The following is a 22,789-nucleotide window of genomic DNA, read 5'->3' on the forward strand; positions in this document are numbered from 1 at the left end:
GGCCCTCGTCATGAGCTTTTCCAGTGCAGGTTATCAGTTGCAGCCGGTGCTGCCGGAGCTGGTGCTCGCGGTCGGCGCCATGGTGCTGTTGATGATCGGAGCCTATCGCGGGCAAGGGACCACACGGCTGATCACCGCGCTCGCGGTACTGCTGCTGGTCGTGACCGGCGTGCTGGAGCTCTGGCTGCCGGCCGGCAAGCTCGTCACCTTCGGCGGCAGCTTCATCGTCGACGACTTCGCCCGCTTCCTGAAGGTCCTCGCCTTGATCGCCTCGGCGGCGACGCTGATCCTGTCGACCGAGTACCTGTCGCAGCCGTCGAGCCGCAACTTCGAGTTCTCGATCCTGGTGCTGCTGTCGACGCTCGGCATGATGGTGCTGATCTCGGCCGGCGATCTGATCTCGCTCTATCTCGGCCTCGAGCTGATGAGCCTTGCGCTCTACGTCGTCGCCGCGAGCCAGCGCGACAATGCCAAGTCGAGCGAAGCCGGCCTGAAGTACTTCGTGCTCGGCGCGCTGTCGTCGGGCATGCTGCTCTACGGCGCCTCGCTGATCTACGGCTTTACCGGCACCGTCAGCTTCGCCGGCATTGCGGCGGCGGCCACCACCGGTAGTATCGGCATCGTGTTCGGCCTGGTCTTCCTGCTCGCCGGCCTCTGCTTCAAAGTCTCGGCGGTGCCGTTCCACATGTGGACACCCGACGTCTACGAGGGCGCACCGACGCCGGTGACGGCGTTCTTCGCCTCAGCTCCGAAGGTCGCGGCGCTCGCCGTGTTCACCCGCGCGACGCTGACCGCGTTCCCGGGCATCGTCACCCAGTGGCAGCAGATCCTGGTGTTCGTGGCGATCGCTTCGATGGCGCTCGGCTCGTTCGCCGCGATCGGCCAGACCAACATCAAGCGCCTGATGGCCTATTCCTCGATTGGCCACATGGGCTTCGCGCTGGTCGGACTCGCCTCCGGCACCGTCGAGGGCGCGCAGGGCGTCCTGATCTACATCGCGATCTATGTCGCGATGACGCTTGGTTCCTTCAGCATCATCCTGGCCATGAAACGCAACGGTGTGGCGCTGGAGCAGATCAGCGATTTCGCCGGCCTTTCCCGCACCAACCCGCTGATCGCCTTCATCTTCGCGATGCTGCTGTTCTCGCTCGCCGGCGTGCCGCCGCTCGCCGGCTTCTTCGGCAAGTGGTACGTGTTCGTCGCCGCGATCAAGGCCAACCTGTTCACGCTCGCGGTGATCGGCGTGCTGACCAGCGTGGTGGGCGCGTTCTACTATCTGTCGATCGTCAAGGTGATGTATTTCGACCAGCCGCTCGGCAAGCTCGACCCGGTCCGCGTCGAGCTGCGCACCGTGCTGGCGGTCGCCGGCATCATCAACATCTTCTACTTCGCCTATCCGGGCCCGCTCGTCAGCGTGGCAACGGCGGCGGCGAAGTCGTTGTTCTAGCGCATGGTTCCGAAAACACGACGCTGGCTTTCGGAACCAATCATGCGCATAAGTTCGACATGACATTCACGCTCGGACCCCGGGCCATCGCGGCGGGCTACAGGCTCGCCGCTTTCGATCAGATCGGCTCGACCAATGCCGAGGCGATGCTGCGCGCCCGCGACGGCGAGCAGGGGCCGATGTGGTTCGTGACGCCGGAGCAGACCGCGGGCCGCGGCCGGCGGCAGCGGGTCTGGGTCGCGCCGCGCGGCAACCTCGCCAGCAGCATCCTCGAAGTGACGGACGTTCAGCCGGCAGTGGCGGCAACGCTCGGCTTTGCCGCCGGGCTGTCGCTCGAGGCCGCGCTGCAGACGGTCGCCGTCGAGGCGGCGCTGCGGCTCGGGCCGGACAGTCCGAAATTCACCCTGAAATGGCCGAACGACGTGCTCGCCAATGGCAAGAAGCTCTCGGGCATCCTGCTGGAGGCCGAGGCGGTCGGGAGCCGCCTGGCGGTCGTCGTCGGCATCGGCACCAACGTCATCGCCGCGCCCGAGGGGACGCCGACGCCGGCAGTATCGCTCGCCGGGCTCGGCATCCAGATCAGCGCGGAAGAGCTGTTCGCCGCATTGTCGGACGCCTGGGTTGAGTTTCGCGGCATCTGGGATGACGGCCGCGGCTTCCCAGAGATCCGCAGGCTGTGGCTGGAGCGTGCCGCCGGGCTCGGCGACAAGGTCGCGGTCCAGACCGGCACCGCGACCCTCGAAGGCACCTTCGATACCATCGACGACACCGGCTGCCTGATTGTCCGTACCGCTGATGGAGAGCGGATGCCCGTGACGGCCGGTGAGGTCTATTTCGGTACCGCAGCCTCAGTGAGGGCGAACTGATGGCGCGACCTGACGAGCTCACCTTTGCACCGCTCGGCGGCGTCGGCGAGATCGGCATGAATTTGTCGATCTATGGCCTCGGCAACCGCCACCAGCGCTCCTTCCTCGCGGTCGATCTCGGCGTCTCCTTTGGCGACGAGGAGCATCTGCCGGGCATCGACCTGATCATGCCGGACGTCCGCTTCCTCGAGAAGGAACGCAACAATCTGATGGGCCTCGTGCTGACGCACGCCCATGAGGACCATTTCGGCGCCATCATCGATCTCTGGCCGAAGCTCGGCTGCAAGATCTACGCGACCCAGTTCAGCGCTGCGCTGTTCGAGGCCAAATGCGCTGCAGAGCGCAATCCGCCGAAGATCCCGGTCACGGTGATCCCGTCGGGCGGGCGGGTCGATATCGGCCCGTTCAATGTCGAGTTCATCCCGGTCGCGCATTCGATTCCGGAATCGCACGCGCTGGCGATCAAGACCGATGTCGGCACCGTGCTGCACACCGGCGACTGGAAGATCGATCCGACCCCGATCATCGGCCAGCCGACCGACGAGCGGCGGCTGCGCGAGCTCGGAGACGAAGGCGTGCTGGCGCTGGTCGGGGACTCCACCAATGCGGTGCGCGACGGGCGTTCTCCCTCGGAGACCGAGGTCGCCGCTACCATCAAGAAGCTGGTCAAGGCGGCCAAGGGCCGGGTCGCGGTCACGACCTTCGCCTCCAACGTCGCCCGCGTGAGGGCGGTGGCGGACGCCGCTAACGCCGCCGATCGCGAGGTGGTCGTGGTCGGCCGCGCCATGGAGCGGGTGGTGCAGGTCGCGCGCGAATGCGGCTATCTCGACGGCTCGCACAAGTTCCGTAGCACCGACTATTACGGCCATTTCCCGCCCGACAAGGTGCTCGCGCTGTGCACCGGCAGCCAGGGCGAACCCCGCGCCGCGCTGGCGCGGATCGCCAACAACGATCACCCGCAGGTGACCCTCAACAGGGGCGACACCGTGATCTTCTCCTCCCGCACCATTCCCGGCAACGAGAAGGCGGTCGGCGGCATCATCAACGGGCTGGTGACGCAGGGCGTCGAAATCATCACCGATCGCGAGCATCTGGTGCACGTCTCCGGCCATCCGCGCCGCGACGAGCTGCGCGACATGATCTCCTGGGTGCGGCCGCAGCTCCTGATCCCCGTGCATGGCGAGGCGTTGCACCTCGCCGAGCACGCCAAGCTGGCGCGTGCCGCGGGTGTCCCAAAAGTCCTGACCTGCCGCAACGGCGACCTCGTCAAGCTCGGTCCCGGCGAGCCCGGCGTCGTCGGCGAAGTGCCGTCGGGCCGGCTCTACAAGGACGGAACCATCCTGGAGGACTCCAAGTCGCGCGCCGTGGTGGAGCGGCGCCGGATGGGTTTTGCCGGCTGCGCCTTCGTCGCGATCGCCATGACCGCGCAGGGCGAGATGGTCGACGATCCGGAGGTTGATCTGGTCGGCATGCCGGAGAACAATGCGGCGGGCGAACTGCTCGACGACATCGTGTTCGATGTGGTGGTCTCGACCATCGAGGGCCTGCCGAAGCCGCGGCGGCGCGATCCGGATGCGCTGGGTGAATCGGTGCGGCGGGCGGTGCGTGCGGCGCTGAATGAGCAATGGGGCAAGAAGCCGATCTGCGTCGTGCACGTTCTGACGGTCTGACGCGAAGCATGATCCGGAAAAGCGCCGAAGCGGTTTTCCGAAAAGATCATGCTCAATTAAAAGGGAGAGACACATGCTGGGCCGGCTCAATCACGTCGCCATCGCGGTCAAGGACGCCAAGCAGGCCGCGAAGATCTACGGCACCGCCTTCAACGCCGAGATTTCAGACGCGGTGCCGCTGCCGGAGCATGGCGTCATCACCGTGTTCGTGACGCTGCCGAACACCAAGATCGAGTTCATCGAGCCGCTCGGCGAAGCCTCGCCGATCGCAAAATTCGTCGAGCGCAATGCCGACGGCGGCATCCACCATGTCTGCTACGACGTGCCCGACATCATCGCGGCCCGCGACCGCATGATCGCCGAGGGCGCGCGGGTGCTCGGCGACGGCCAGCCGAAGATTGGCGCGCACGGCAAGCCGGTGCTGTTCTTCCACCCGAAAGATTTTTCGGGCGCGTTGGTCGAGATCGAACAGGCCTGAGGCCAGTATGGCGTATCAGATCTCCACCGGGCTTGCGATCTACTTCGTCCTTTGGTGGCTCGTACTGTTCCTGACGCTGCCGTTCGGCATACGCAGCCAGCACGAGGACGGCGTTGGCGCGCCCGGCACCGACCCCGGCGCGCCGATCCTGGCGCGGATGGGCCGCAAGCTGCTGTTGACCACGCTTATCTCGGCCGTGATCTTCGCGATCGCGATGTGGGCCTATTATTCCGGCTATCTCTCGATCGAGCGGCTGTCGAAGCTGATGGGGATGCCGTTCTAGAGCATCGGGCTCGTGAGCGGCATGCTTAGGTTTGCTCCGGCCGAAACCACAGGGGTGACGGGCCGGCGATCGCCTCGACCTCGGGCACGAAGCTGTGATCGAGCGCGGCGACGAGCGTTGCCAGATTGTTGACGATCTGCGTCCACCGCTCGGCGTTGCCGATCGGAAACTGGCTCGGCAACTCGACCCCTCTGACTTCGCCGCGGACTGCGTGGCGCGAGGCATGGAGCGGCACCGTCGCCTTGAAGCCGTGCCCGTTCACCATGCCGATCACCTGCATGAAGGCCGCAACCGAGCTGCTCCAGCTGCCGACATCGACCTGGAGCCTGACGGTGAGATTGCCCGGTGTGCGCCGCTGCAGCCTGAACGATCCGCTCTCGCCGCGGCAATCGTAGCCGAGCGGCGCAAAGGCGCGAACGAGGTCAGGCTTCTTGGGGCCGGTGCCCGGGCTTTCGCCGGTAGGCGTCGCTGCGACGTTCTCGACCTGATGCGGCAGATCGTGCGGAAGGCTGTCGAGCAGCGCGGTCATCCTGGCCCGATGGGCGCGCACCACCGTGCGGATGGCCTCGTCCATCTCCGGAGCCAAGCCGCCCGACGGCGCGGCAGCCGCTGCCGGGGCCGCGGGCGCTGTGACCATCGGGACCTGCACGGTCTTTCGAACCTTGCCGCAGGCCGAGAGCAGGGCTGCGATATCGGCCGGAGGTGCCGGCAATTTCTTCGCCTGCGGATCGGCCTCGACAATCCGCAGCGCCGCGAGCGACCGCTGCCGCCCGTTCACCCACCACTTGTCGTGCACGCTGATGCCGGGCGAGGTCGGATGGCCGGCGCCGATGTCGACGCCGGCGCGCATCAGGCCCCTGAGAGTCTGAAGGTCGGGCTGGGCGGGCAGCTGCGGACCGTCCGAAAAGCCGGGCACCGAGAAATGCAGATCGATGGCGTGGCATGGAAATGACTTCGGGACGCCCTGGGCGATCTCCTTCAGGATCGCGAAGTCGATCGCCTCGACGGTGCCGCTCTCGGTCACGTTCGACATCACCCGCGCTTCCGCCCTGCCGGGGCCAGCCGAGCCGGTCGTCCGCACGAAGCGCTCCAGCTCCGGCCAGCGCTTCATCACCCTGGCGATGCTGGAAATGCGCTTCGTCCCTGCGATCGCCTGCACGGCGGCGATCTCCGTGGTGAGCGGGGGATCGGACAGCCTGAGGCGTACCGTCGGTTCGCCCAGGCCGGCAGCAAGGAAGCCTGCGTGCACCTGCTCGACCATGTCGACGAGCGCGTCCTTGCGGCTGGCGGCAAATATCGAGAACACGGCGACGAACATCGGAACGTCCTCCACTCGAAAATCTATCGTCTGAAATAACGCCGGCGGAATAAGCTCTGATCGATCCGTGGCTTCGGGGACTTCGTCGGGGGCATTGCGGCGCGTCCCGTCGCCTGCGATTGTGGGCGTCGAACCGGACCGTGAGCAGCTGCTGCAACGTGCCCGGAATAGCACAACGCGCGGCCAATGGCTCCGTTTGAGTCTTGGGGGAGGCGACCACGATGAACCTGCAGGCACAGCCGGGCTCCGCCCAGAGCACCTATCGAATCCTGCGCGAAGCCGATCTGCGGGACTATCTCGCGAGCCTTCCGGCCGTCGTCACGCAACTCGGCGGCGCGCCTGCGGACTGGTCGATCAGCGAGGTCGGCGACGGTAATCTCAACCTCGTCTTCATCGTCAAGGGCAGTCGCGGCGGCATCGCGGTCAAGCAGGCGCTGCCATATGTGCGGCTGGTCGGCGAGAGCTGGCCGCTGCCGCTGTCGCGGGCGCACTATGAACATCTGGCGCTGGTACATCAGGCAAGGCTGGCACCGAGGCTGGTGCCGGCGGTGCTGCACCATGATGCGCCGCTCGCGCTCACCGCGATGGAGCTACTCGAGCCGCACATCATCATGCGCAAGGGCCTGATCGGCGCCACGAGGTATCCGCGCTTTGTCGAGGATATCTCGACCTTCCTGGCGCGGACGCTGTTCTTCACGTCCGATCTTGCGCTCTCGGCCGCGGAGAAGAAGCAGGGGATCGCCGATTTCGCCGGCAACCACGCGCTGTGCAAGATCACCGAGGACCTGATCTTCACCGATCCCTATCGCATCGCCGAGCAGAACCGCTGGACCGAGCCGCATCTCGACGCGACGGCCGCCGCCTTCCGCGAAGACCTCGACCTGCATGTCGCGATTAGCAGGCTCAAGCTGAAATTCATGGCGAGCCCGGAAGCGCTGCTGCACGGCGATCTGCACACCGGCTCGATCATGGTCACCGACAGCGAGACTAAGGTGATCGATCCCGAATTCGCGTTCTACGGTCCGATGGGCTTCGACATAGGCGCCGTGATCGGCAATCTGCTGATGGCCTATCTGGCCTCAGCCGGCCATGAGCGCACGCCCGGCGAGCGGGCTTCGTTCGAGGCGTGGCTCTTGGAAACGATCGAGGGCGTCTGGGGCGAGTTCTCGCGCAAGTTTCTCGCGCTGTGGCGCAGCGAGGCGAAGGGCGACGGCTATCCGGTGTCGTTGTTCGCTGGCGAGGCGGGTGCCGCGCGGCTGGAGGCGGAACGGCAGGCTTACATGGCGCGGTTGTTCCAGGACACCGTCGGCTTCGCCGCGGCCAAGACCATCCGGCGTATCCTCGGCCTCGCGCACAACATCGATTTCGAATGGATCGCCGACGAGAAGCAGCGCGCGATCTGCGAGGCGCGCAGCCTCAAGCTCGCGCGCAACATGATGCTGGAGGCGGCGTCCTACACGACGATGGGCGCAGTCACCTACGCCGCCCGCGAATTGCGTCACTGGCAGCCGGATTTTGCCAGGTGATCGTGGAGGATTAACTTTCGGCCGGACGCACGAAGCAGAGAATGCCGGCCTCGGGCGTGAAACAGACCACGGCGCGGTTCGTCGGGTTGTCGGTTCTGTTGATGATCCTGTTCGGCGGGACCCGCAGCCAGAAGGGCGCCGACAATTTCCAGCGACCATCGATCAATACCTCGTAGCCGTCCCGGTCCTGTCGGAACTCTACCGTTCTGCAATCCGCAATCGAGCAGCACGACGCACCGGTGCCTGGTTGCTTCAGGCTCTCGAACCATGGTGCGAGCGCTGGATTTGGGCTATCGGGCGGCGCTGCTACCGCGGCCTGGCTCAGAGCAAGTCCGATGGCAACGGCGATCGTCCAGCCAATCCTCCCAGCTACCTCGCGATATGCCGTCGATGCTGACAAAAGGGTAACCCTCCGCTGTCGGCCGGAGATTAGCGCCCACTCGGCTGTTCGGAAAGTTTGACGCAATTGGCGCAGCGCAGGTGTGGAAGTGTGACACCGGAACCGCGCAACGCATTCGATGTCGTTCCTGCTTTCGCAGGAACGACAAATGGAGAGGGCTCCCCGCTAATCTGCCGCCTGCTCGCGCAGCCGCTGTGCGTAGACGTTAATGATCAAGGCCGCGAGCAGGATCAGGCCGCGGATCAGGATCTTCAGGAAGCTGTCGATATTGACGTGGTCGAGGCCGTTGTTGAGCACGCCGAGCACGAACAGGCCGACGATGGTATTGCCGATGCCGCCGCGGCCGCCGAACAGGCTGGTACCGCCGACCACCACGGCCGCGATCGAATCCAGGAGGTAAGTATCGAACTCGTTCTGCTGCGCGCTGCCGAAATGCGCGACGCCGAGCATGCCGCCGATCCCCGAGCACACCGCCGAGATCACCATCACGCTGCCGAGAATGAGCTTGACGTTGAGGCCGGCAAATTCCGCGGCCTCGCGGTTGCCGCCGACCATGTAGACGTAGCGGCCGAACCGCGTGTAGGTCAGCACCAGGTGGCCGCCGAGCAGCATCACCGCGGCGACGATCACGATCCAGGGGATGCCGCCGATCGAGCCCGAGCCGAGCGTCGTGATCAGGTCCGGCACCTTGTAGGCGATCTGGCCGCGCACCAGGAGCGCGGAGACGCCGGCCGCGATCTGCATCATGGCCAGCGTCATGATGAAGGAGGGGATGCCGATCAGGGTCAGCCCCAGCGCGTTGACGAGGCCGAGCAGCGCGCACAGCGCCAGCGCCAGCGGGATCGCGGCAAAACCCGGCATCGGGACGTTGGCGATGTTGACGTAGGATTCCTGCAAAGTGAAATACGCCACCGCGATGCCGGTGACGTTGGCGGTGCTGGCGATCGACAGGTCGATCTCGGCGCACAGGATCACGAAGGTGAGGCCGACCGCGATGATGCCGGTGACCGATACCTGGGTCAGGATGTTGCCGACATTGTCGATGGTCGCAAACGACGGGCTGGCGATCGCGAAGAAGGCGCTGAGGAAGATCAGCGTCAGGAACGGCGCGATGTTGCGCATCTGCGAGCGCAGGAAGGGCGCCAGCCCGCGCGGCCGCTTGTGATCCGCTGGCGCTGTCGCGCTGTCACTGCTTGCCATGATGACTCTCCATTACGCGGCTTCGAGCAGCCGATCCTTGCTGACCGCTTCGCCCGCGAATTCGCGCACCACCGCGCCGCGCTTCAGCACCAGGATCCGGTCGGCTAGCGACAGCACCGTCTCCGGCTCGGTCGACAGCACGATGATCGCCAGTCCCTTGGCGCGGAGGTCGCGCACGATGTTGATCACGTCGTTCTTGGCGCCGACATCCATGCCGCGGGTCGGCTCGCACAGTACCAGGAGGCGCGGCGGGTAGGTCAGCCATTTCGCCAGCGCCACCTTCTGCTGATTGCCGCCGGAGAGCATGCCGAGATCGAGGCCCACCACCGGCGGCCTGATCTGCAACTGCTCGACCTGGCGCTGCGCAATGGCACGCTCGCGCACCGGCTTGAGCAGCAGCGCCGAGATCCGCTCGAGGATGCTGATCGAGATGTTCTTGTAGACCGGCTCCTGGTGGAACAGCATGGCACGGCGGCTCTCAGGCACAAGCGCGATGCCGGCGCGCCGGGCGGCCGCCGTGCTGCGGAAGGTCTTCGCGGAGCCATCGACAATAAGCGTGCCGCCGTCCGGCCTGAGCTTGCCGAACAGGATGCGCGACAGCTCCAATTGGCCGCAGCCCATGAAGCCATAGATGCCGAGCACCTCGCCGGAGCGGGCCTCGAACGAGACGTCCTGCAGGGTGCGGCCGAGCGACAGTTGGTTCACCTTCAGGACGGTCGAGCCGCCGCTCGATTGCGGGAGCATGAGGTCATCCGTGTAGCTGTGCTCAAGCGCCTCACCGCCGCGGCCGATCATGGCCTCGATCAGCGCGCCCTTGGTGGTATCAGCGGATGCGGTCTCGGCGATCTTCCGCCCGTTGCGGAACACGGTGACGACGTCGGAAACCCGCAGGATGTCCTCGATGAAATGCGAGATGAAGACGATGCTGGTGCCTTCGTCACGGAGCTTGTGCAGCGTCGCGAACAGACGCTCGACCTCGGGCGGGGAGAGGGCAGAGGTCGGCTCGTCGAGGATGATGATGCGCGCGCCGGAGAACAGCACGCGGGCGATCTCGATCAGTTGCTGCAGGCCGATCGGCAGGTCGCCGAGCCGCGTCATCGGATCGACGTCGATGCCGAAGCGGGCGAGCTGCTCGCCGGCCTCGCGCGCCATCCGCCGCCAATGCACGAAGCCGAGGCGGTTGGTCGGCTGGTTGCCGAGGAAGACGTTCTCGGCGACGGTCAGATCCGGCGCGACGCTGAGCTCCTGATGCACCATGCCGATGCCGGCGGCGTGCGCGTCGCGGGTGGAGCGGAAGCGGGTTTCCTTGCCGTCGAGCATGAAGCGGCCGGAGAACTCCGGATGCACGCCGGCGATGATTTTCATCAGCGTGCTTTTTCCGGCGCCGTTCTCGCCGACGAGACCATGGATCTCGCCGGCGTTCAGCGAAAAGTCGACCCCACGAAGGGCTTCGACACCGCCGAAGGCCTTCGTGATCTGGTTCAACTCGAGGATCGGGGAGCGTCCCTGCGACATGAGGACCGCTCAGATCAGGAAGTGATCCTCCATCCATTGCATGCCGGCGGCGTTGGCCTTGGTCACGACGGGACCATCGGTCACGACGTTCTTCGGAATGCCCTGGCCACTCTTCTCGCCGCCGACCACGGCGGCGACGCCCGCCACGATCGCACCGCCATGGATGCGGCAGGACGGATTGCGGACGGTGGCGAACATGCGGCCTTCGCTGACCGCCTGGATCGCCGGCGGCATGGCGTCGACACCGCCGATCAGGATGTTGGTGCGGTTGCGCGCCTTCATGATGTTGTAGGCGGCGAGCGCCATGTCGTCATTGTGGAAGAACGCGGCGTCGATCTGCGAATATTTCGTCAGATAGGTTTCCCAGAGCCGGGCGGTCTTGGAGACGTCCCAGTCGGCGGGCTGGGTATCCAGCACCTCGATGTTCGGGAACTGCTTCACGACGGAGTTGAAGCCCTTGGCGCGGCCTTGCGCGCCGGTGTGGCCGAGCGCGCCCTGGGTCATGATGACCTTGCCCTTGCCACCGATCGCGTTGCACAGCGCCTGCGTCACCGAGGCGCCCATGAACTCGTTGTCGGGTGCCAGGAACGAATGGACGTTGATCTGGTCGAGCGGTGCAATCAGCGTGTCCATGTCGATCACGGGGGTGCCGGCGTCGATCATCTTCTGCACCGGCTGGGTCAACGTGCCGATCCCGAATGCCTGGATCGCGACGAAGTCCCATTTCTGCGAGGCCATGTTATCGATCGCGGCGCGCTGCTTGACGGCATCGAGCTGGCCGTCGAACCAGGTGACCTCGACGTTGAACAGCTTGCCCCAGAACTCGGCGGCCTGCTTTCCCTGCGCACACCATGTCGCTTGCAGGCCGGCGTTGGAGAATGCGGCCTTCAGCGGCTTTTCCGAACGTCCCATTTCGGCTGCGAGCGCGGACGTCGTCACGCCCATTCCGCCGAACAGGCCGGCCGCAGCGCCACCTGCCGCCGCCATCTGTAGAAGGTCGCGCCGCGTCGTCGACGCCTTGTCCATCCCCTTGTCGGTCTCTGGCATTGCTTGCTCCCTCTTCATTTTTTCTCTCCGTCGGCGTCAGTTGCACGCGCCGCGGATAAAGCGAGTGTGTCACAATCGGGACGGTGGCGCTACGCCCTGTCGTCCACGAGATGTTTCTGTTGCAGCACGATTGCCTCGATGTCGCGAAGCAGCTTGTGCCACGCAGCATCGATCTCCGTGGACCATTGCTCGCCGAGAATGTCGCGCAAACAGTCCGCGATCACCGCGAAGAACGCCACGAACAGTTCGCGCGGCGTGCCATAGGCGTCGTGGGAGAACACTTCGGATTCGATCAGGCGAAAATGTCCACGACGCTCGCCTGCGAAATCGAGGATGGCCTCGATGGTCAGTGCCAGCATCGAGCCTTTCACCGGCTCGCTGCCTTCGGTGCGAAACATCGCCTGCGCTTCGGGACGTTCGCGAAACAGGCGCTGGTACACGCGTGGTGCCAGATCATCGCAAGCCGCTGCTGCGAGTTCGAAACTACGTTCGATTGGATTCGATGATGAGGTCATTGCACGATGCGATCATCACACAAAAAAAGAGCAGGGCTCCAAGCCCTGCTCCAAAAATTGTGTCGACCCTATTTGCCCCAAAAATTCGATTTGATCTTGATTGATGGGGTGACGCTGCTTGTGCGCGTCGGGCTCCTCCCGAGACTTGGACCACCAGGACACACCTCGCGGCTGGCCTGAGCCCGAATTGGTAGACTATCTTTCCAGCCTTGTCATCATTTTCGGCAACGATTGTTCAAATTTCGAGCAATTTGCGAAATGATTGGGATGGCGCCACCGGCGGTTGCGAAAGTGAGCTGAAAACACGTGACGGGTTAAGGGGATACGAAGGGCTGGTGGTGTGGCTATGACGCAAGTGTCACGCCCGGCTATTTCCGTCAGCCGGAAGAAAGGAGCGAGGCCGATGATCTCGACTTCCAACGCCTGTGGTGGTTAGTTCCGATCCGGATGGTTTTGCGATGCGTCGGCGGCTGAAGAATTTTCTGCCCATAGTCCTGGTTGCCCTGCTGGTGCAGATTTTTGCACCGATCGGGGCCTGCTGGGTGGCGAGCCTTGCCGCGTCCGACCCACGCGCGGCCGCCACCATCTGCCACGGCAATGCCGGCTCCGGCTCCGGGAAGGGTGACCAGACCGGGCATGATGCCCATGACGGTTGTTGCTCCGCATGCAGCGTGCTGCAAACCGGTGCGCCCGTTGATAACCCGGAGATCGCGGCTCACGCCGTCGAGCGACCTTCAACGCGCATCGCCTGGCTCGATTTCGCCTCCGAACTTGGTTGTTCGCCGGCTGGCCTGTCGGCACAAGCGCGCGCACCGCCGCTGTTTTCCTGACGAGATTGCCGCTGCTGGTGCGTTTGCGCGCCGGCGAGTGCTCATGAGCAAGCCGGCCGGAGCGCCGGTGTCGGGATTCACCCATGTTCCGGTTTCATGCCACCCGTGGCGTGAGCATTGCAGCCATCCAGGCCGCGTTACTGGCGTCGGCCGACATGGCGTACGCGCAGAGTGGCGGCCAGGCGGTGCTGCCACCCGTCACCGTCGAGGTGCCGCAGCCGGCGAGGCCGGCCGCGCCCAAGCCGGTCAATCGTGCTGCCGTCGCTGTCCGGCGGCGGGCCGTGCCGTCGGCCGCGGCGAACCGGCCGGTCGTGGTCGTCACCACGCCGGGGGAGGGCGCCAACGCATCGCTCGGGACGCCGCCGGCCGTGGCCCGGTTCCAGCTGCCGGAGAAGGCCTTCAGCATCACCGCCCGGCAGGTCGACGAGACCGTCAACCTCAAAGACCCCGAGGACGCGGTCAAATACATGCCGAGCCTGTTCGTGCGGAAGCGCAACGACGGAGACACTCAGGCCGTGCTGGCGACCCGCAGCTGGGGCGTCAATTCGAGCGCGCGCTCACTGATCTACTACGACGATCTGCTGGTGTCGGCGCTGATCGGCAACAACAACACCAGCGCCTCGCCGAAGTGGAACCTGATCTCGCCGGAGGCGATCGGCCGGATCGATTACCTGAACGGCCCGTTCGCCGCGGCGTACCCCGGCAACTCGATCGGCGGCGTGCTGCTGATCTCCTCGAAGATGCCCGACAAGCCGTTTGCCGTGGCCAATGAGACGGTCTCGGTGATGCCGTGGAGCCAGTACGGCACCAAGGACACCTATGCGACCAGCCAGACCAGCGCGGCCGCCGGCAAGCGCGATGGCAAGCTGTATTCGACCCTCAACAACGTGGATGTGATCTCCCACGTCTATGGCGCGTTCGACAATTTCTTCGTCGTCGACATGAAGATCCACTACAACGCGACGGCAAATTTCGCGTTCGACTTCGGCATCTCTTCAACGTGCAATGTTTCCTATTCCACCCCTTCCCGGGCAGAACCTTTGTTCTGGCCGGGAAATACACCTTCTGAGCCTGCCGCCTGCCGGCAACAACACAAAGGAGCTTCAACATGAGAAAAACACTGGCTGGGCTTGCTGCAATCGTCACGCTCGCGCTGATCGCGCCCGCCGCGGCCGAAGACATCAAGGCCGGCGACCTCGTGATCACGCAAGCGTGGACGCGCGCGACGCCGAACGGTGCCAAGATCGGCGGCGGCTATCTGACGATCGAGAACAAGGGGACGACGCCCGACCGGTTGGTGTCAGGCTCCGCCGACGTCGCCGGCAAGGTCGAGGTCCACGAGATGTCGATGGACAACGGCGTGATGAAGATGCGCGCGCTCGATAAAGGTCTGACCATCGATCCGGGCAAGACCGTGAAGCTCGCGCCCGGCGGCTATCATTTGATGATGTTCGACCTGAAGAACCCGCTGAAGCAGGGCGACAAGGTGCCGGTCACGCTCGAGTTCGAGAAGGCCGGCAAGGTCGCGGTCTCGCTGGATGTGCAGGCCGTCGGCGCGCAAGCCCCCGGCAGCGGTGATCACTCCGGCCATGGCGACCATTCCGGTCACATGGACATGAAGAAGATGTGAGGAAGCCATGCGATCGAACACGCTCCTCATTGCCGCAGCGGCGCTGCTTGCGGCGTCGCCCGCGGTCGCCCATGTCACGCTCGAAGGAAAGCAGGCGCCGGTCGGTTCGTACTACAAGGCGGTCTTCGCCGTGCCGCATGGCTGCGCGGGATCGGCGACGATCAAGATCCGCGTGCAGATTCCGGAAGGTGTGATCGGGGTCAAGCCGATGCCGAAGCCCGGCTGGTCTCTCGATACGGTCACCGGCAAATACGCCACCCAATACGACTTTCACGGCGCCAAGCTGTCCGAGGGCGTGAAGGAAGTCGCCTGGAGCGGTGGCAAGCTCTCCGACCAGAACTACGACGAGTTCGTGATGCAGACATTCCTGACCGATACGCTGAAGCCGAACACCACGTTGTATTTTCCCGTCGTCCAGGAATGCGAACAGGGCGTCAGCCGCTGGATCGACGTTCCGGCCGAGGGGCAGGGCGGCGGGCACGACCGCGGCAGCAAGACGCCGGCGCCCGGCGTCAAGCTGCTGCCGAAGTCGTAAGCCGTGCGGCCGGTCGCAAGTCATGTTGTGGCGAGTCTCGTGGCGCTGCTGCTGGCGCTGTGTCTTGCGACCTCGGCCCATGCGCATGCCGTCCTGATTGCCGCTGAGCCTGCCGATGGCAGCGTGGTCACGGAGGCACCGAAGACGGTGGTGCTCCGCTTCAACGAAGCGGTGGCGCCGACCGCGGTCAGCCTGCTTGACGCTGCGGGCAAGCCGCGCGACGTCGCGATCCGCGCCGTCGATCAATCGGTGATGGTGACCCTGCCTGCGGACCTGCCCCAGGGCACGCAGGTGGTCAGCTATCGTGTGGTGTCGCAGGACGGCCATCCGGTTGCGGGTTCGCTGCTGTTCTCGATTGGCGTCGTCACGGGCTCGGCGGCGCCGTCCGGCGAGGGGCTGCTGCACACGCTGATCTGGCTGGCGCGGCTCGGGCTCTATCTCGGGCTGTTTGCCGGCGTCGGAGGCGTGTTCTTTGCTGCGTGGATCGGGCAGGGCCCGGCCGGCGAGCGGCTGATCATGTGGTCGCTCAAGATCGGCCTCATCGGCGCGATCGCCTCGCTTGGCCTGCAGGGCGTCGACCTGCTGAACTTGCCGATCACCGGCGTCCTGACATGGGCGGCGTGGGCAAGTGCCGCCGGCACCAGCCTGTTTCCTGCGCTGCTGCTGGCGATTGTTGCAATGCTGATCGCGGCGATTGCCTGGCGCAGTCCGTCATTCAGCGCGGCGTTCATACGCACCGCGATCGCCATGATCTGCGTCGGGCTGTCGTTCGCGGTGAGCGGCCATGCCGCCACGGCCTCTCCGCAATGGCTGACGCGGAGCGCGCTGTTCATCCACGGCGCTGGTCTGGCGTTCTGGATGGGCGCGCTCGCGCCGCTGGCCGTGCTCGCCTGGCAACGCAAGGATTCGCTGCTGCGGGTGCTCCGGCGCTTTTCGATGCTCGCGGTGCCGGTCGTCGCGCTGATCGCTCTGTCGGGCCTCGCACTTGCCGTTGTTCAGCTCGAAAGCTTTGGCGCGCTGATCGACACCGGCTATGGCAACATCCTCCTCGCGAAACTCGTGCTGGTGTCGCTGTTGCTCACATTCGCTGCGCTGAACCGCTTGGTGTTCACGCCGGCCATCGCGCGCGAATTTCACCGCACGCGGCCGCTGCAGCGCTCGATCGCGCTCGAGTTCGTGCTCATGATCGCCATCCTCGGTCTCGTCGCGCTATGGCGCTTCACGCCGCCGCCGCGCGTGCTGGCAATGTCTGACGATGTCCCGCTCGCGGTCCACATCCACACCGATGCCGCGATGTTCCAGGTGCTGATCGCGCCGGGCAAGGTCGGGCAGAACGATTTCGTGCTGCAGCTGATGAACGGCGATGCCAGCCCGTTCGCGGCCAAGGAGGCGACGCTGACGCTGAGCCTGCCGGATCGCGGCATCGAGCCGCTGGAACGCAGTGCCGCGCTGGGTCCCGACGGCTATTGGCACGTGAAGAAGGTGCCATTGCCGATCCCGGGCCGCTGGCACATGCAGATCGATGCCCTGGTGACCGATTTCAAGAAAGTGACGCTGGAAGACGATTTCGAGGTCAGGTAAACGCACGATCAGCGCGCCGGGCAGGTTGTCAGGACGCAATTCGTTCAAATGGCCGAAAATCGCCTGATTTGAAGGGTTTTTGTCATCTGGCGGCCTTGTGTTTTCACAGCCGATCCGGTTTCACTGCAGCTCTTCCCACGCTTTCCTGATTCCCGAGTAACGCCATGCGATTGTCGCGGTTTTTCCTGCCCATCCTGAAAGAAAACCCGAAAGAGGCGGAGATCGTCTCGCATCGGCTGATGCTGCGCGCGGGCATGATGCGGCAGGAGGCGGCCGGCATCTATGCTTGGCTGCCGCTCGGCTTCCGGGTGCTGAAGAAGATCGAGCAGATCGTTCGCGAGGAGCAGGATCGCGCGGGTGCGCTCGAGCTCTTGATGCCGACGCTGCAGCTTGCCGATCTCTGGCGCGAAAGCGGCCGCTACGACGCCTATGGCCCGGAGATGCTGCGCATCCTCGATCGTCACAAGCGCGAGCTCCTGTACGGGCCGACCAACGAGGAAATGATCACCGAGATCTTCCGCTCCTACATCAAGTCCTACAAGAACCTGCCGCTGAACCTCTACCACATCCAGTGGAAGTTCCGTGACGAGCAGCGTCCGCGTTTCGGCGTGATGCGCGGCCGCGAATTCCTGATGAAGGATGCCTATTCGTTCGACCTCGACGAGGCCGGCGCGCGGCGCTCTTACAACAAGATGTTTGTGGCCTATTTGCGCACCTTTGCGCGGATGGGCCTGAAGGCGATCCCGATGCGGGCCGAGACCGGCCCGATCGGCGGCGACCTCAGCCACGAATTCATCGTGCTCGCCGACACCGGCGAGTCCGGCGTCTTCATCAATCGTGATGTGCTGGACCTGCCGGTGCCGGGCGAGGACGTCGATTATGACGGTGACTTGACGCCGATCATCAAACAGTGGACCTCGGTCTATGCTGCGACCGAGGACGTGCATGAGGCTGCGCGCTTCGAGCAGGAAGTGCCCGAAGCGAAGCGGCTGAACACCCGCGGCATCGAGGTCGGCCAGATCTTCTATTTCGGCACCAAATATTCCGACACCATGAAGGCGATGGTGGCGGGTCCCGATGGCGTCGACGTGCCGATCCATGGCGGCTCCTACGGTGTCGGCGTATCGCGTCTGGTCGGCGCGATCATCGAGGCCTGTCATGATGACGCGGGCATCAAGTGGCCCGAGGCGGTCGCGCCGTTCCGTGCCGCGATCCTCAACCTCAAGCAGGGCGATGCCGCGGTCGACGGCGCCTGCGAGCAGCTTTATCGCGAGCTCTCGGCGAAGGGCGTCGACGTGCTTTACGACGACACCGATCAGCGCGCCGGCGCCAAGTTCGCGGCGGCCGATCTGATCGGAATCCCCTGGCAGATTCTGGTCGGACCGAAGGGGCTTGCGGAAGGCAAGGTCGAGGTGAAGCGCCGCAGCGACGGTTCGCGCGAGAACATGAGCCCCGCCGACGTGGTCGCGAAGCTCGCGGGTTAAAGTTTATTCACGCCGTGCGATCGGCGGGGTAATCCGGCCACATTTGGCCCGAATCATGGGATTATCGAGAGATGGATGAGACCATGAACGAGCCAGTCCGTACCCCGCCTTTTGCGCCATTCGAATGGCTGCTGTCCGGACGCTATCTGCGCGCGCGCCGCAAGGAAGGATTCATCTCGGTCATCGCCGGTTTCTCGTTCCTCGGCATCATGCTTGGCGTTGCCACGCTGATCGTGGTGATGGCCGTCATGAACGGTTTCCGCAAGGAATTGCTCGACAAGATCCTCGGCCTCAATGGACATATTCTCGTGCAGCCGCTGGAATCGCCGCTGACCGACTGGAAGGATGTCGCCGATCGCATCAGCCAGGTGCAGGGCATTCGTCTCGCCGCGCCTGTCGTGGACGGGCAGGGGCTGGGATCATCGCCGTTCAACGCCGCCGGCGTCTTCATCCGCGGTATTCGCGCCGACGACCTCAACAACCTCACCTCGATCGCCAAGAACATCAAGCAGGGCACGCTCGAGGGCTTCGATGAGGGGCAGGGCGTTGCGATCGGCCGCCGCCTCGCCGACCAGCTTTCGCTGCATGCCGGCGACATGATCACGCTGGTCTCGCCGAAGGGGGCGGTGACGCCGATGGGCACCACGCCGCGCATCAAGCCCTACAAGATCACCGCGGTGTTCGAGATCGGCATGTCGGAGTACGATTCGACCTTCGTGTTCATGCCGCTGACCGAGGCGCAGGCGTATTTCAACCGCAACAACGACGTGTCCTCGATCGAGGTGTTCACCACCAATCCGGACAAGATCGAAACCTTTCGCAAGCTGGTGACGGAGGCGGCCGGCCGGCCGGTCTTCCTGGTCGACTGGCGGCAGCGCAATTCGACCTTTTTCAACGCGCTTCAGGTCGAACGCAACGTGATGTTCCTGATCCTGACCATGATCGTGCTGGTCGCGGCGCTCAACATCGTCTCCGGACTGATCATGCTGGTGAAGGACAAGGGCCAGGACATCGCGATCCTGCGTACCATGGGCGCCTCGCAGGGCTCGATCATGCGGATATTCCTGATCACCGGTGCATCGATCGGCGTGGTCGGGACCTTGGTCGGTCTGCTGGTCGGCCTGCTGATCTGCTTCAACATCGAGACCATCAGGCAATTCCTGTCGTGGCTCACCAACACGGAATTGTTCGATCCCACGCTCTATTTCCTGTCGAAGCTGCCTGCTGAAATCGATTTCGGCGAGACGCTCGCTGTCGTGATCATGGCGCTGACATTGTCCTTCCTCGCGACGCTCTACCCGTCGTGGCGCGCGGCGCGCCTCGATCCGGTCGAAGCGCTCCGGTACGAATAGGAGCGCACATGGCTGAGGGGGCGGAAGACGTACCGGTCGTCTATCTTCATGATATCAAGCGGGAATACAGGCAGGGTGAGGCGACGCTGACGGTCCTGAACGGCGCCAAGCTCGCGCTGTGGCCCGGTCAATCGGTGGCGCTGGTGGCACCGTCCGGATCCGGCAAGTCGACGCTGTTGCACATCGCGGGCCTGCTGGAGAGCCCCGACGACGGCGAGGTCTATGTGGCGGGCACGCCGACCTCGCAGATGTCGGACGTTGACCGCACCCAGATTCGTCGCTCCGATATCGGCTTCGTCTATCAATCCCACCGGCTGCTGCCGGAGTTCTCGGCACTCGAGAACGTCATGCTGCCGCAGATGATTCGGGGTCTCAAGCGATCCGAGACCGTGAAACGGGCGACCGAGATCCTGGCCTATCTCGGGCTTGGTGATCGCATCACCCATCGTCCCGCCGAGCTCTCGGGCGGCGAACAGCAGCGGGTGGCGATCGCGCGCGCAGTCGCCAACGCACCGCGGGTGCTGTTTGCGGACGAGCCGACCGGGAATCTGGATCCGGGAACGGCCGATCATGTTTTCAACGCGCTGATGCAGCTCGTGAAGGCGACCCGGGTCGCGATGCTGATCGCAACCCACAACATGGACCTCGCCGCGCGGATGGATCGCCGGGTGTCGTTGTCGAACGGGCAGGTCGTCGAGCTCGAATAGCGGGCGAAACGGGTCGTGGTTCACGTGAAGAACGCGCGCTAAGCGAAAGAATCTGGTGGCTTTTCCGCCCTGCTTCAATCGGAGCTGAAAGGGCTTGTACCCTCAATAGAGCGGGCGAGACCGTCTGCCAGGCTGGCTCGGCCGACGGTCGGTCGGCGGCCCGGCATAATAGGGATTGTTGATGCACATCGCCGCCAAGCCGGACGCCGAGGCGCGGCACTGCTCCAGTGACGTGTAGCCGCAGTCGGTATCCTCACCACCCCATCGGTAGTTGGTCTTGCAGACCGGCGAGGTCGAATAGTACTTCTGGGCGTTTGCTGGCGCAGTCGCGATGGTACTGAGCGCCAAGATCGCCGGAACCAGTGCCAGAATCAGGTTGCGCATCAGAAGCTCCAGTCGGTCTGGCGCCGGCAACGCTCGCGCAGAACGTGCCGCCGAATAGGCGCCTGCGTGGGGAAGTGATCAACTCACGTTTCCGCGCCGGGCGGGCGTCAGTGAATGAACAGATCGAAGAAATTGCCCTCGCGGCGGTCCCGCGGGGGGATATGCAGATACGAGCGCGGGTCGTTGTCGCCGGCATAATAGGGGTTGGCGATGCAGTTCTGGCCGATGCCCGAGGCGGTGGCCAGGCACGCCTCGTAGGACGGATATGAGCAGTTGCTGAGACCGGGATAGCGGTCGCCCTGGATGCAGAACGGGTAGCGTACGCCGACGGCATGCGACGGCGCCGTACCAAGCGCAGCGAGCGCGACTACAGACGCCGCGGCAGCAAGAATCATCGTCCGCATGTGCATTCCTTATCGCTGCGAGGATTCGATCTCGGTGACGATCCAAATCGGACAAGCCGGTTCCGGTCAACACGATCTTACACGCAGTTGCGCGGGCAGTTCCGAATTGTGAAAATTGTGCGGCGGCTATGTGGCAAAAGTTCCAGGAAGCGCTTGTAACGCAGTATTAACTTCAAATTTGAGCGAAGTCGTTTGGGCCTGCCTGTTGCAGCGAAGTTACAGCAATTCCGATGAGGGCTGCTATGACGGTGTCTCGCGGCCTTGGGGGCCTGTAGAAAAAGTTGGAACGGGAAAATGAAAAAGATTTTGCTTGTCACCGCCAGCATGCTCGCGCTCAGCGCGACCGCTGCCTCTGCGGCTGACCTCGCGGCTCGCCCTTACACCAAGGCTCCGCCGCCCATGGTTGCCGCTGTGTATGATTGGACCGGCTTCTACATCGGTATCAACGGTGGTTGGGGCCAGAGCCACGACAACCGTTCGGTCGACGGTATCGGCCAGGCTGGCAGCTACGATGCCAACGGCGGCACCGTCGGCGGCCAGATCGGCTACCGCTGGCAGACCGGCGGCTGGGTCTGGGGTCTGGAAGCTCAGGGCAACTGGGCTGACTTCACCGGCAGCACCGGCAACCTGCTCGTCCCGGGCGGCACCGTTCGCTCGAAGACCGATGCCTTCGGCCTGTTCACCGGTCAGATCGGCTACGCCTGGAACAACGTCCTGCTGTACGCCAAGGGCGGTGCTGCGGTCACCGATCGCAACTACCAGTTCCTGGCACCCGGCGGCGCGCTGGCGTCCCAGACCGGCTTCGACACCCGTTGGAGCCCGACGGTCGGCGTTGGCCTCGAATTCGCCTTCGCTCAGGGCTGGTCGCTCGGCGTCGAATACAACCACATCTTCGAAGACACCCACGGTGCGACCTTCGTCACCCCCGCCGGTGTTGCGGTGGCTGGCTTCCACACCGGTGGCGACACCGACATGGTCCTCGGCCGTCTGAACTACAAGTTCGGTGGCCCGATCATCGCGCGTTACTGATCGCTCGCTTGATCCAAGCAGCATCGAAAACCCCGGGCTTCGGCCCGGGGTTTTTTGTTGGTCTGGCCGATTTCATCGTAGGCGGTGAAGGCGGCCGCGGGCTTTCTGTGGCTCACCGGGTTAGCAGTTCGGTCGGGCAGGGGTTTCCCGGCGACGAGCAATGGCGCATGATCGGCGGCATGACGGAACCACGGCTGATCTCCGAACTGACGTGCCCAAGCTGCGGCCATGTGTCTGCCGAGACGATGCCGACCGACGCCTGCCAGTTCTTCTATGATTGCAAGGGATGCGGCATCCGGCTGAAGCCGAAAGCAGGAGATTGCTGCGTCTATTGCTCGTATGGAACCGTGCCATGCCCGCCGATGCAGGTCGGGAATTGTTGCCGGTGACGAGCCACGCGCGCTCTAATCGAAATCAGCGAAGTCGAGCCCGGCGTTGGTCTTGGATGCATCGTTGATGCAGTCCGAATATGCGCGCCACCTTTCGACGGAGCCGTAGCCCTTGGCCTGTTGAGCCGCCTTCGCCTTGCATTCGGCCTTGATGTGCCTGACGACAGCCTGCTGTCGCTTGGACATCTTTTCTGCGCTG

General features: G+C 64.4%; 25 protein-coding genes. 17 read left to right on the forward strand and 8 right to left on the reverse strand.

What is annotated here, in order from left to right; genetic code table 11:
* Window positions 1-10 precede the first annotated feature (10 nt).
* From nuoN to XH92_RS23035, 5 genes are all read left to right on the forward strand, one after another.
* Complete coding sequence (nuoN, locus tag XH92_RS23015; protein WP_194454140.1) at window positions 11-1,447, forward strand: NADH-quinone oxidoreductase subunit NuoN; 1,437 nt, start codon at window positions 11-13, stop codon at window positions 1,445-1,447.
* A 59-nt stretch (window positions 1,448-1,506) separates the two neighbouring features.
* Complete coding sequence (locus XH92_RS23020) at window positions 1,507-2,313, forward strand: biotin--[acetyl-CoA-carboxylase] ligase (RefSeq protein WP_194454141.1); 807 nt, start codon at window positions 1,507-1,509, stop codon at window positions 2,311-2,313.
* Window positions 2,313-3,983 carry a ribonuclease J gene (locus tag XH92_RS23025; protein ID WP_194454142.1) on the forward strand — a complete coding sequence of 557 codons (1,671 nt, stop codon included), beginning with the start codon at window positions 2,313-2,315 and terminating at the stop codon, window positions 3,981-3,983. The genes XH92_RS23020 and XH92_RS23025 overlap by 1 nt, the downstream gene beginning before the upstream one ends.
* Before the next feature lie 73 nt (window positions 3,984-4,056).
* Window positions 4,057-4,461 (forward strand): methylmalonyl-CoA epimerase, encoded by a 405-nt coding sequence (mce, locus tag XH92_RS23030; RefSeq protein ID WP_016841811.1) that lies wholly within the window; start codon window positions 4,057-4,059, stop codon window positions 4,459-4,461.
* Between the two features lie 7 nt (window positions 4,462-4,468).
* Window positions 4,469-4,744: a DUF1467 family protein gene (locus tag XH92_RS23035; protein WP_194454143.1), complete on the forward strand. Its 276-nt coding sequence runs from the start codon at window positions 4,469-4,471 to the stop codon at window positions 4,742-4,744.
* Between the two features lie 25 nt (window positions 4,745-4,769).
* Here XH92_RS23035 and XH92_RS23040 read toward each other — a convergent pair whose 3' ends face one another.
* Window positions 4,770-6,062, reverse strand: a complete 1,293-nt coding sequence (locus tag XH92_RS23040) for a hypothetical protein (protein WP_194454144.1) — start codon at window positions 6,060-6,062, stop codon at window positions 4,770-4,772.
* Window positions 6,063-6,283: 221 nt separating this feature from the next.
* Between XH92_RS23040 and mtnK the strand changes: the two genes are divergently transcribed.
* Entirely contained in the window at window positions 6,284-7,588 is a 1,305-nt protein-coding gene (gene mtnK / locus XH92_RS23045) for an S-methyl-5-thioribose kinase (protein WP_194454145.1), read from the forward strand.
* 41 nt (window positions 7,589-7,629) lie between these two features.
* Complete coding sequence (locus XH92_RS43655) at window positions 7,630-7,764, forward strand: hypothetical protein (protein ID WP_256437436.1); 135 nt, start codon at window positions 7,630-7,632, stop codon at window positions 7,762-7,764.
* Between the two features lie 389 nt (window positions 7,765-8,153).
* Here the strand turns inward: XH92_RS43655 and XH92_RS23050 are convergent, their stop codons facing one another.
* The 4 genes from XH92_RS23050 to XH92_RS23065 all read right to left on the reverse strand — a co-directional run bounded on the left by XH92_RS23050 (window position 8,154) and on the right by XH92_RS23065 (window position 12,265).
* Window positions 8,154-9,188 carry an ABC transporter permease gene (locus tag XH92_RS23050; RefSeq protein WP_194454146.1) on the reverse strand — a complete coding sequence of 345 codons (1,035 nt, stop codon included), beginning with the start codon at window positions 9,186-9,188 and terminating at the stop codon, window positions 8,154-8,156.
* A gap of 12 nt (window positions 9,189-9,200) precedes the next feature.
* Window positions 9,201-10,703, reverse strand: a complete 1,503-nt coding sequence (locus XH92_RS23055) for a sugar ABC transporter ATP-binding protein (RefSeq protein WP_194454147.1) — start codon at window positions 10,701-10,703, stop codon at window positions 9,201-9,203.
* Between the two features lie 9 nt (window positions 10,704-10,712).
* The gene (locus XH92_RS23060; RefSeq protein ID WP_194454148.1) at window positions 10,713-11,750 is read right to left on the reverse strand and encodes a sugar ABC transporter substrate-binding protein; all 1,038 of its coding nucleotides are present in this window, start codon (window positions 11,748-11,750) and stop codon (window positions 10,713-10,715) included.
* A gap of 89 nt (window positions 11,751-11,839) precedes the next feature.
* Entirely contained in the window at window positions 11,840-12,265 is a 426-nt protein-coding gene (locus XH92_RS23065) for a globin (protein WP_194454149.1), read from the reverse strand.
* Window positions 12,266-12,723: 458 nt separating this feature from the next.
* Here XH92_RS23065 and XH92_RS23070 point away from each other — a divergent pair, with 458 nt between their 5' ends.
* The 8 genes from XH92_RS23070 (at window position 12,724) to XH92_RS23105 (ending at window position 20,384) form a co-directional block, all read left to right on the forward strand.
* Complete coding sequence (locus XH92_RS23070) at window positions 12,724-13,095, forward strand: DUF2946 domain-containing protein (protein WP_194454150.1); 372 nt, start codon at window positions 12,724-12,726, stop codon at window positions 13,093-13,095.
* A gap of 83 nt (window positions 13,096-13,178) precedes the next feature.
* On the forward strand, window positions 13,179-14,207 hold the full coding sequence (locus tag XH92_RS23075; protein WP_194454151.1) for a TonB-dependent receptor plug domain-containing protein: 1,029 nt from the start codon (window positions 13,179-13,181) through the stop codon (window positions 14,205-14,207).
* Entirely contained in the window at window positions 14,204-14,725 is a 522-nt protein-coding gene (locus XH92_RS23080) for a copper chaperone PCu(A)C (protein ID WP_194454152.1), read from the forward strand. The genes XH92_RS23075 and XH92_RS23080 overlap by 4 nt, the downstream gene beginning before the upstream one ends.
* A gap of 7 nt (window positions 14,726-14,732) precedes the next feature.
* Window positions 14,733-15,260, forward strand: a complete 528-nt coding sequence (locus XH92_RS23085; RefSeq protein ID WP_194454153.1) for a YcnI family protein — start codon at window positions 14,733-14,735, stop codon at window positions 15,258-15,260.
* A 27-nt stretch (window positions 15,261-15,287) separates the two neighbouring features.
* Complete coding sequence (locus XH92_RS23090; RefSeq protein ID WP_246787580.1) at window positions 15,288-16,841, forward strand: CopD family protein; 1,554 nt, start codon at window positions 15,288-15,290, stop codon at window positions 16,839-16,841.
* A 164-nt stretch (window positions 16,842-17,005) separates the two neighbouring features.
* A complete protein-coding gene (gene proS / locus XH92_RS23095) occupies window positions 17,006-18,325 on the forward strand; it encodes a proline--tRNA ligase (protein ID WP_194454155.1) in 1,320 nt (439 codons plus the stop codon).
* Window positions 18,326-18,396: 71 nt separating this feature from the next.
* The gene (locus tag XH92_RS23100) at window positions 18,397-19,677 is read left to right on the forward strand and encodes a lipoprotein-releasing ABC transporter permease subunit (RefSeq protein ID WP_194454156.1); all 1,281 of its coding nucleotides are present in this window, start codon (window positions 18,397-18,399) and stop codon (window positions 19,675-19,677) included.
* An 8-nt stretch (window positions 19,678-19,685) separates the two neighbouring features.
* Complete coding sequence (locus XH92_RS23105; protein WP_194454157.1) at window positions 19,686-20,384, forward strand: ABC transporter ATP-binding protein; 699 nt, start codon at window positions 19,686-19,688, stop codon at window positions 20,382-20,384.
* Between the two features lie 102 nt (window positions 20,385-20,486).
* Here the strand turns inward: XH92_RS23105 and XH92_RS23110 are convergent, their stop codons facing one another.
* Both XH92_RS23110 and XH92_RS23115 read right to left on the reverse strand, forming a co-directional pair.
* Window positions 20,487-20,768 carry a DUF3551 domain-containing protein gene (locus XH92_RS23110; RefSeq protein WP_194454158.1) on the reverse strand — a complete coding sequence of 94 codons (282 nt, stop codon included), beginning with the start codon at window positions 20,766-20,768 and terminating at the stop codon, window positions 20,487-20,489.
* A gap of 107 nt (window positions 20,769-20,875) precedes the next feature.
* Window positions 20,876-21,172: a DUF3551 domain-containing protein gene (locus XH92_RS23115; protein ID WP_246787581.1), complete on the reverse strand. Its 297-nt coding sequence runs from the start codon at window positions 21,170-21,172 to the stop codon at window positions 20,876-20,878.
* A gap of 294 nt (window positions 21,173-21,466) precedes the next feature.
* Here XH92_RS23115 and XH92_RS23120 point away from each other — a divergent pair, with 294 nt between their 5' ends.
* Entirely contained in the window at window positions 21,467-22,201 is a 735-nt protein-coding gene (locus XH92_RS23120; RefSeq protein ID WP_194454160.1) for an outer membrane protein, read from the forward strand.
* Between the two features lie 179 nt (window positions 22,202-22,380).
* Window positions 22,381-22,590 (forward strand): GDCCVxC domain-containing (seleno)protein, encoded by a 210-nt coding sequence (locus tag XH92_RS23125; RefSeq protein ID WP_194461391.1) that lies wholly within the window; start codon window positions 22,381-22,383, stop codon window positions 22,588-22,590.
* 15 nt (window positions 22,591-22,605) lie between these two features.
* Here XH92_RS23125 and XH92_RS23130 read toward each other — a convergent pair whose 3' ends face one another.
* Window positions 22,606-22,776 (reverse strand): hypothetical protein, encoded by a 171-nt coding sequence (locus XH92_RS23130; RefSeq protein ID WP_194454161.1) that lies wholly within the window; start codon window positions 22,774-22,776, stop codon window positions 22,606-22,608.
* Window positions 22,777-22,789: the final 13 nt, after the last annotated feature.

Origin of the sequence: Bradyrhizobium sp. CCBAU 53421 (assembly GCF_015291625.1) — a bacterium.
In the GTDB taxonomy this organism is placed as follows: Bacteria; Pseudomonadota; Alphaproteobacteria; order Rhizobiales; family Xanthobacteraceae; genus Bradyrhizobium.

What these genes read in the sequence shown, in the direction of transcription:
- mce (WP_016841811.1), top strand. Translation starts at nt 4,057, where the DNA reads ATGCTGGGCCGGCTCAATCACGTCGCCATCGCGGTCAAGGACGCCAAG.
- XH92_RS23125 (WP_194461391.1), top strand. Translation starts at nt 22,381, where the DNA reads ATGACGGAACCACGGCTGATCTCCGAACTGACGTGCCCAAGCTGCGGC.
- XH92_RS23050 (WP_194454146.1), bottom strand. Translation starts at nt 9,188, where the DNA reads ATGGCAAGCAGTGACAGCGCGACAGCGCCAGCGGATCACAAGCGGCCG.
- XH92_RS23110 (WP_194454158.1), bottom strand. Translation starts at nt 20,768, where the DNA reads ATGCGCAACCTGATTCTGGCACTGGTTCCGGCGATCTTGGCGCTCAGT.
- XH92_RS23025 (WP_194454142.1), top strand. Translation starts at nt 2,313, where the DNA reads ATGGCGCGACCTGACGAGCTCACCTTTGCACCGCTCGGCGGCGTCGGC.
- XH92_RS23100 (WP_194454156.1), top strand. Translation starts at nt 18,397, where the DNA reads ATGGATGAGACCATGAACGAGCCAGTCCGTACCCCGCCTTTTGCGCCA.
- XH92_RS23070 (WP_194454150.1), top strand. Translation starts at nt 12,724, where the DNA reads ATGCGTCGGCGGCTGAAGAATTTTCTGCCCATAGTCCTGGTTGCCCTG.
- nuoN (WP_194454140.1), top strand. Translation starts at nt 11, where the DNA reads ATGAGCTTTTCCAGTGCAGGTTATCAGTTGCAGCCGGTGCTGCCGGAG.
- XH92_RS23085 (WP_194454153.1), top strand. Translation starts at nt 14,733, where the DNA reads ATGCGATCGAACACGCTCCTCATTGCCGCAGCGGCGCTGCTTGCGGCG.
- proS (WP_194454155.1), top strand. Translation starts at nt 17,006, where the DNA reads ATGCGATTGTCGCGGTTTTTCCTGCCCATCCTGAAAGAAAACCCGAAA.
- XH92_RS23080 (WP_194454152.1), top strand. Translation starts at nt 14,204, where the DNA reads ATGAGAAAAACACTGGCTGGGCTTGCTGCAATCGTCACGCTCGCGCTG.
- XH92_RS23130 (WP_194454161.1), bottom strand. Translation starts at nt 22,776, where the DNA reads ATGTCCAAGCGACAGCAGGCTGTCGTCAGGCACATCAAGGCCGAATGC.
- XH92_RS23065 (WP_194454149.1), bottom strand. Translation starts at nt 12,265, where the DNA reads ATGACCTCATCATCGAATCCAATCGAACGTAGTTTCGAACTCGCAGCA.
- XH92_RS23040 (WP_194454144.1), bottom strand. Translation starts at nt 6,062, where the DNA reads ATGTTCGTCGCCGTGTTCTCGATATTTGCCGCCAGCCGCAAGGACGCG.
- XH92_RS23020 (WP_194454141.1), top strand. Translation starts at nt 1,507, where the DNA reads ATGACATTCACGCTCGGACCCCGGGCCATCGCGGCGGGCTACAGGCTC.
- XH92_RS23060 (WP_194454148.1), bottom strand. Translation starts at nt 11,750, where the DNA reads ATGCCAGAGACCGACAAGGGGATGGACAAGGCGTCGACGACGCGGCGC.
- XH92_RS23035 (WP_194454143.1), top strand. Translation starts at nt 4,469, where the DNA reads ATGGCGTATCAGATCTCCACCGGGCTTGCGATCTACTTCGTCCTTTGG.
- XH92_RS23105 (WP_194454157.1), top strand. Translation starts at nt 19,686, where the DNA reads ATGGCTGAGGGGGCGGAAGACGTACCGGTCGTCTATCTTCATGATATC.
- XH92_RS43655 (WP_256437436.1), top strand. Translation starts at nt 7,630, where the DNA reads ATGCCGGCCTCGGGCGTGAAACAGACCACGGCGCGGTTCGTCGGGTTG.
- mtnK (WP_194454145.1), top strand. Translation starts at nt 6,284, where the DNA reads ATGAACCTGCAGGCACAGCCGGGCTCCGCCCAGAGCACCTATCGAATC.
- XH92_RS23120 (WP_194454160.1), top strand. Translation starts at nt 21,467, where the DNA reads ATGAAAAAGATTTTGCTTGTCACCGCCAGCATGCTCGCGCTCAGCGCG.
- XH92_RS23075 (WP_194454151.1), top strand. Translation starts at nt 13,179, where the DNA reads ATGTTCCGGTTTCATGCCACCCGTGGCGTGAGCATTGCAGCCATCCAG.
- XH92_RS23055 (WP_194454147.1), bottom strand. Translation starts at nt 10,703, where the DNA reads ATGTCGCAGGGACGCTCCCCGATCCTCGAGTTGAACCAGATCACGAAG.
- XH92_RS23115 (WP_246787581.1), bottom strand. Translation starts at nt 21,172, where the DNA reads ATGCGGACGATGATTCTTGCTGCCGCGGCGTCTGTAGTCGCGCTCGCT.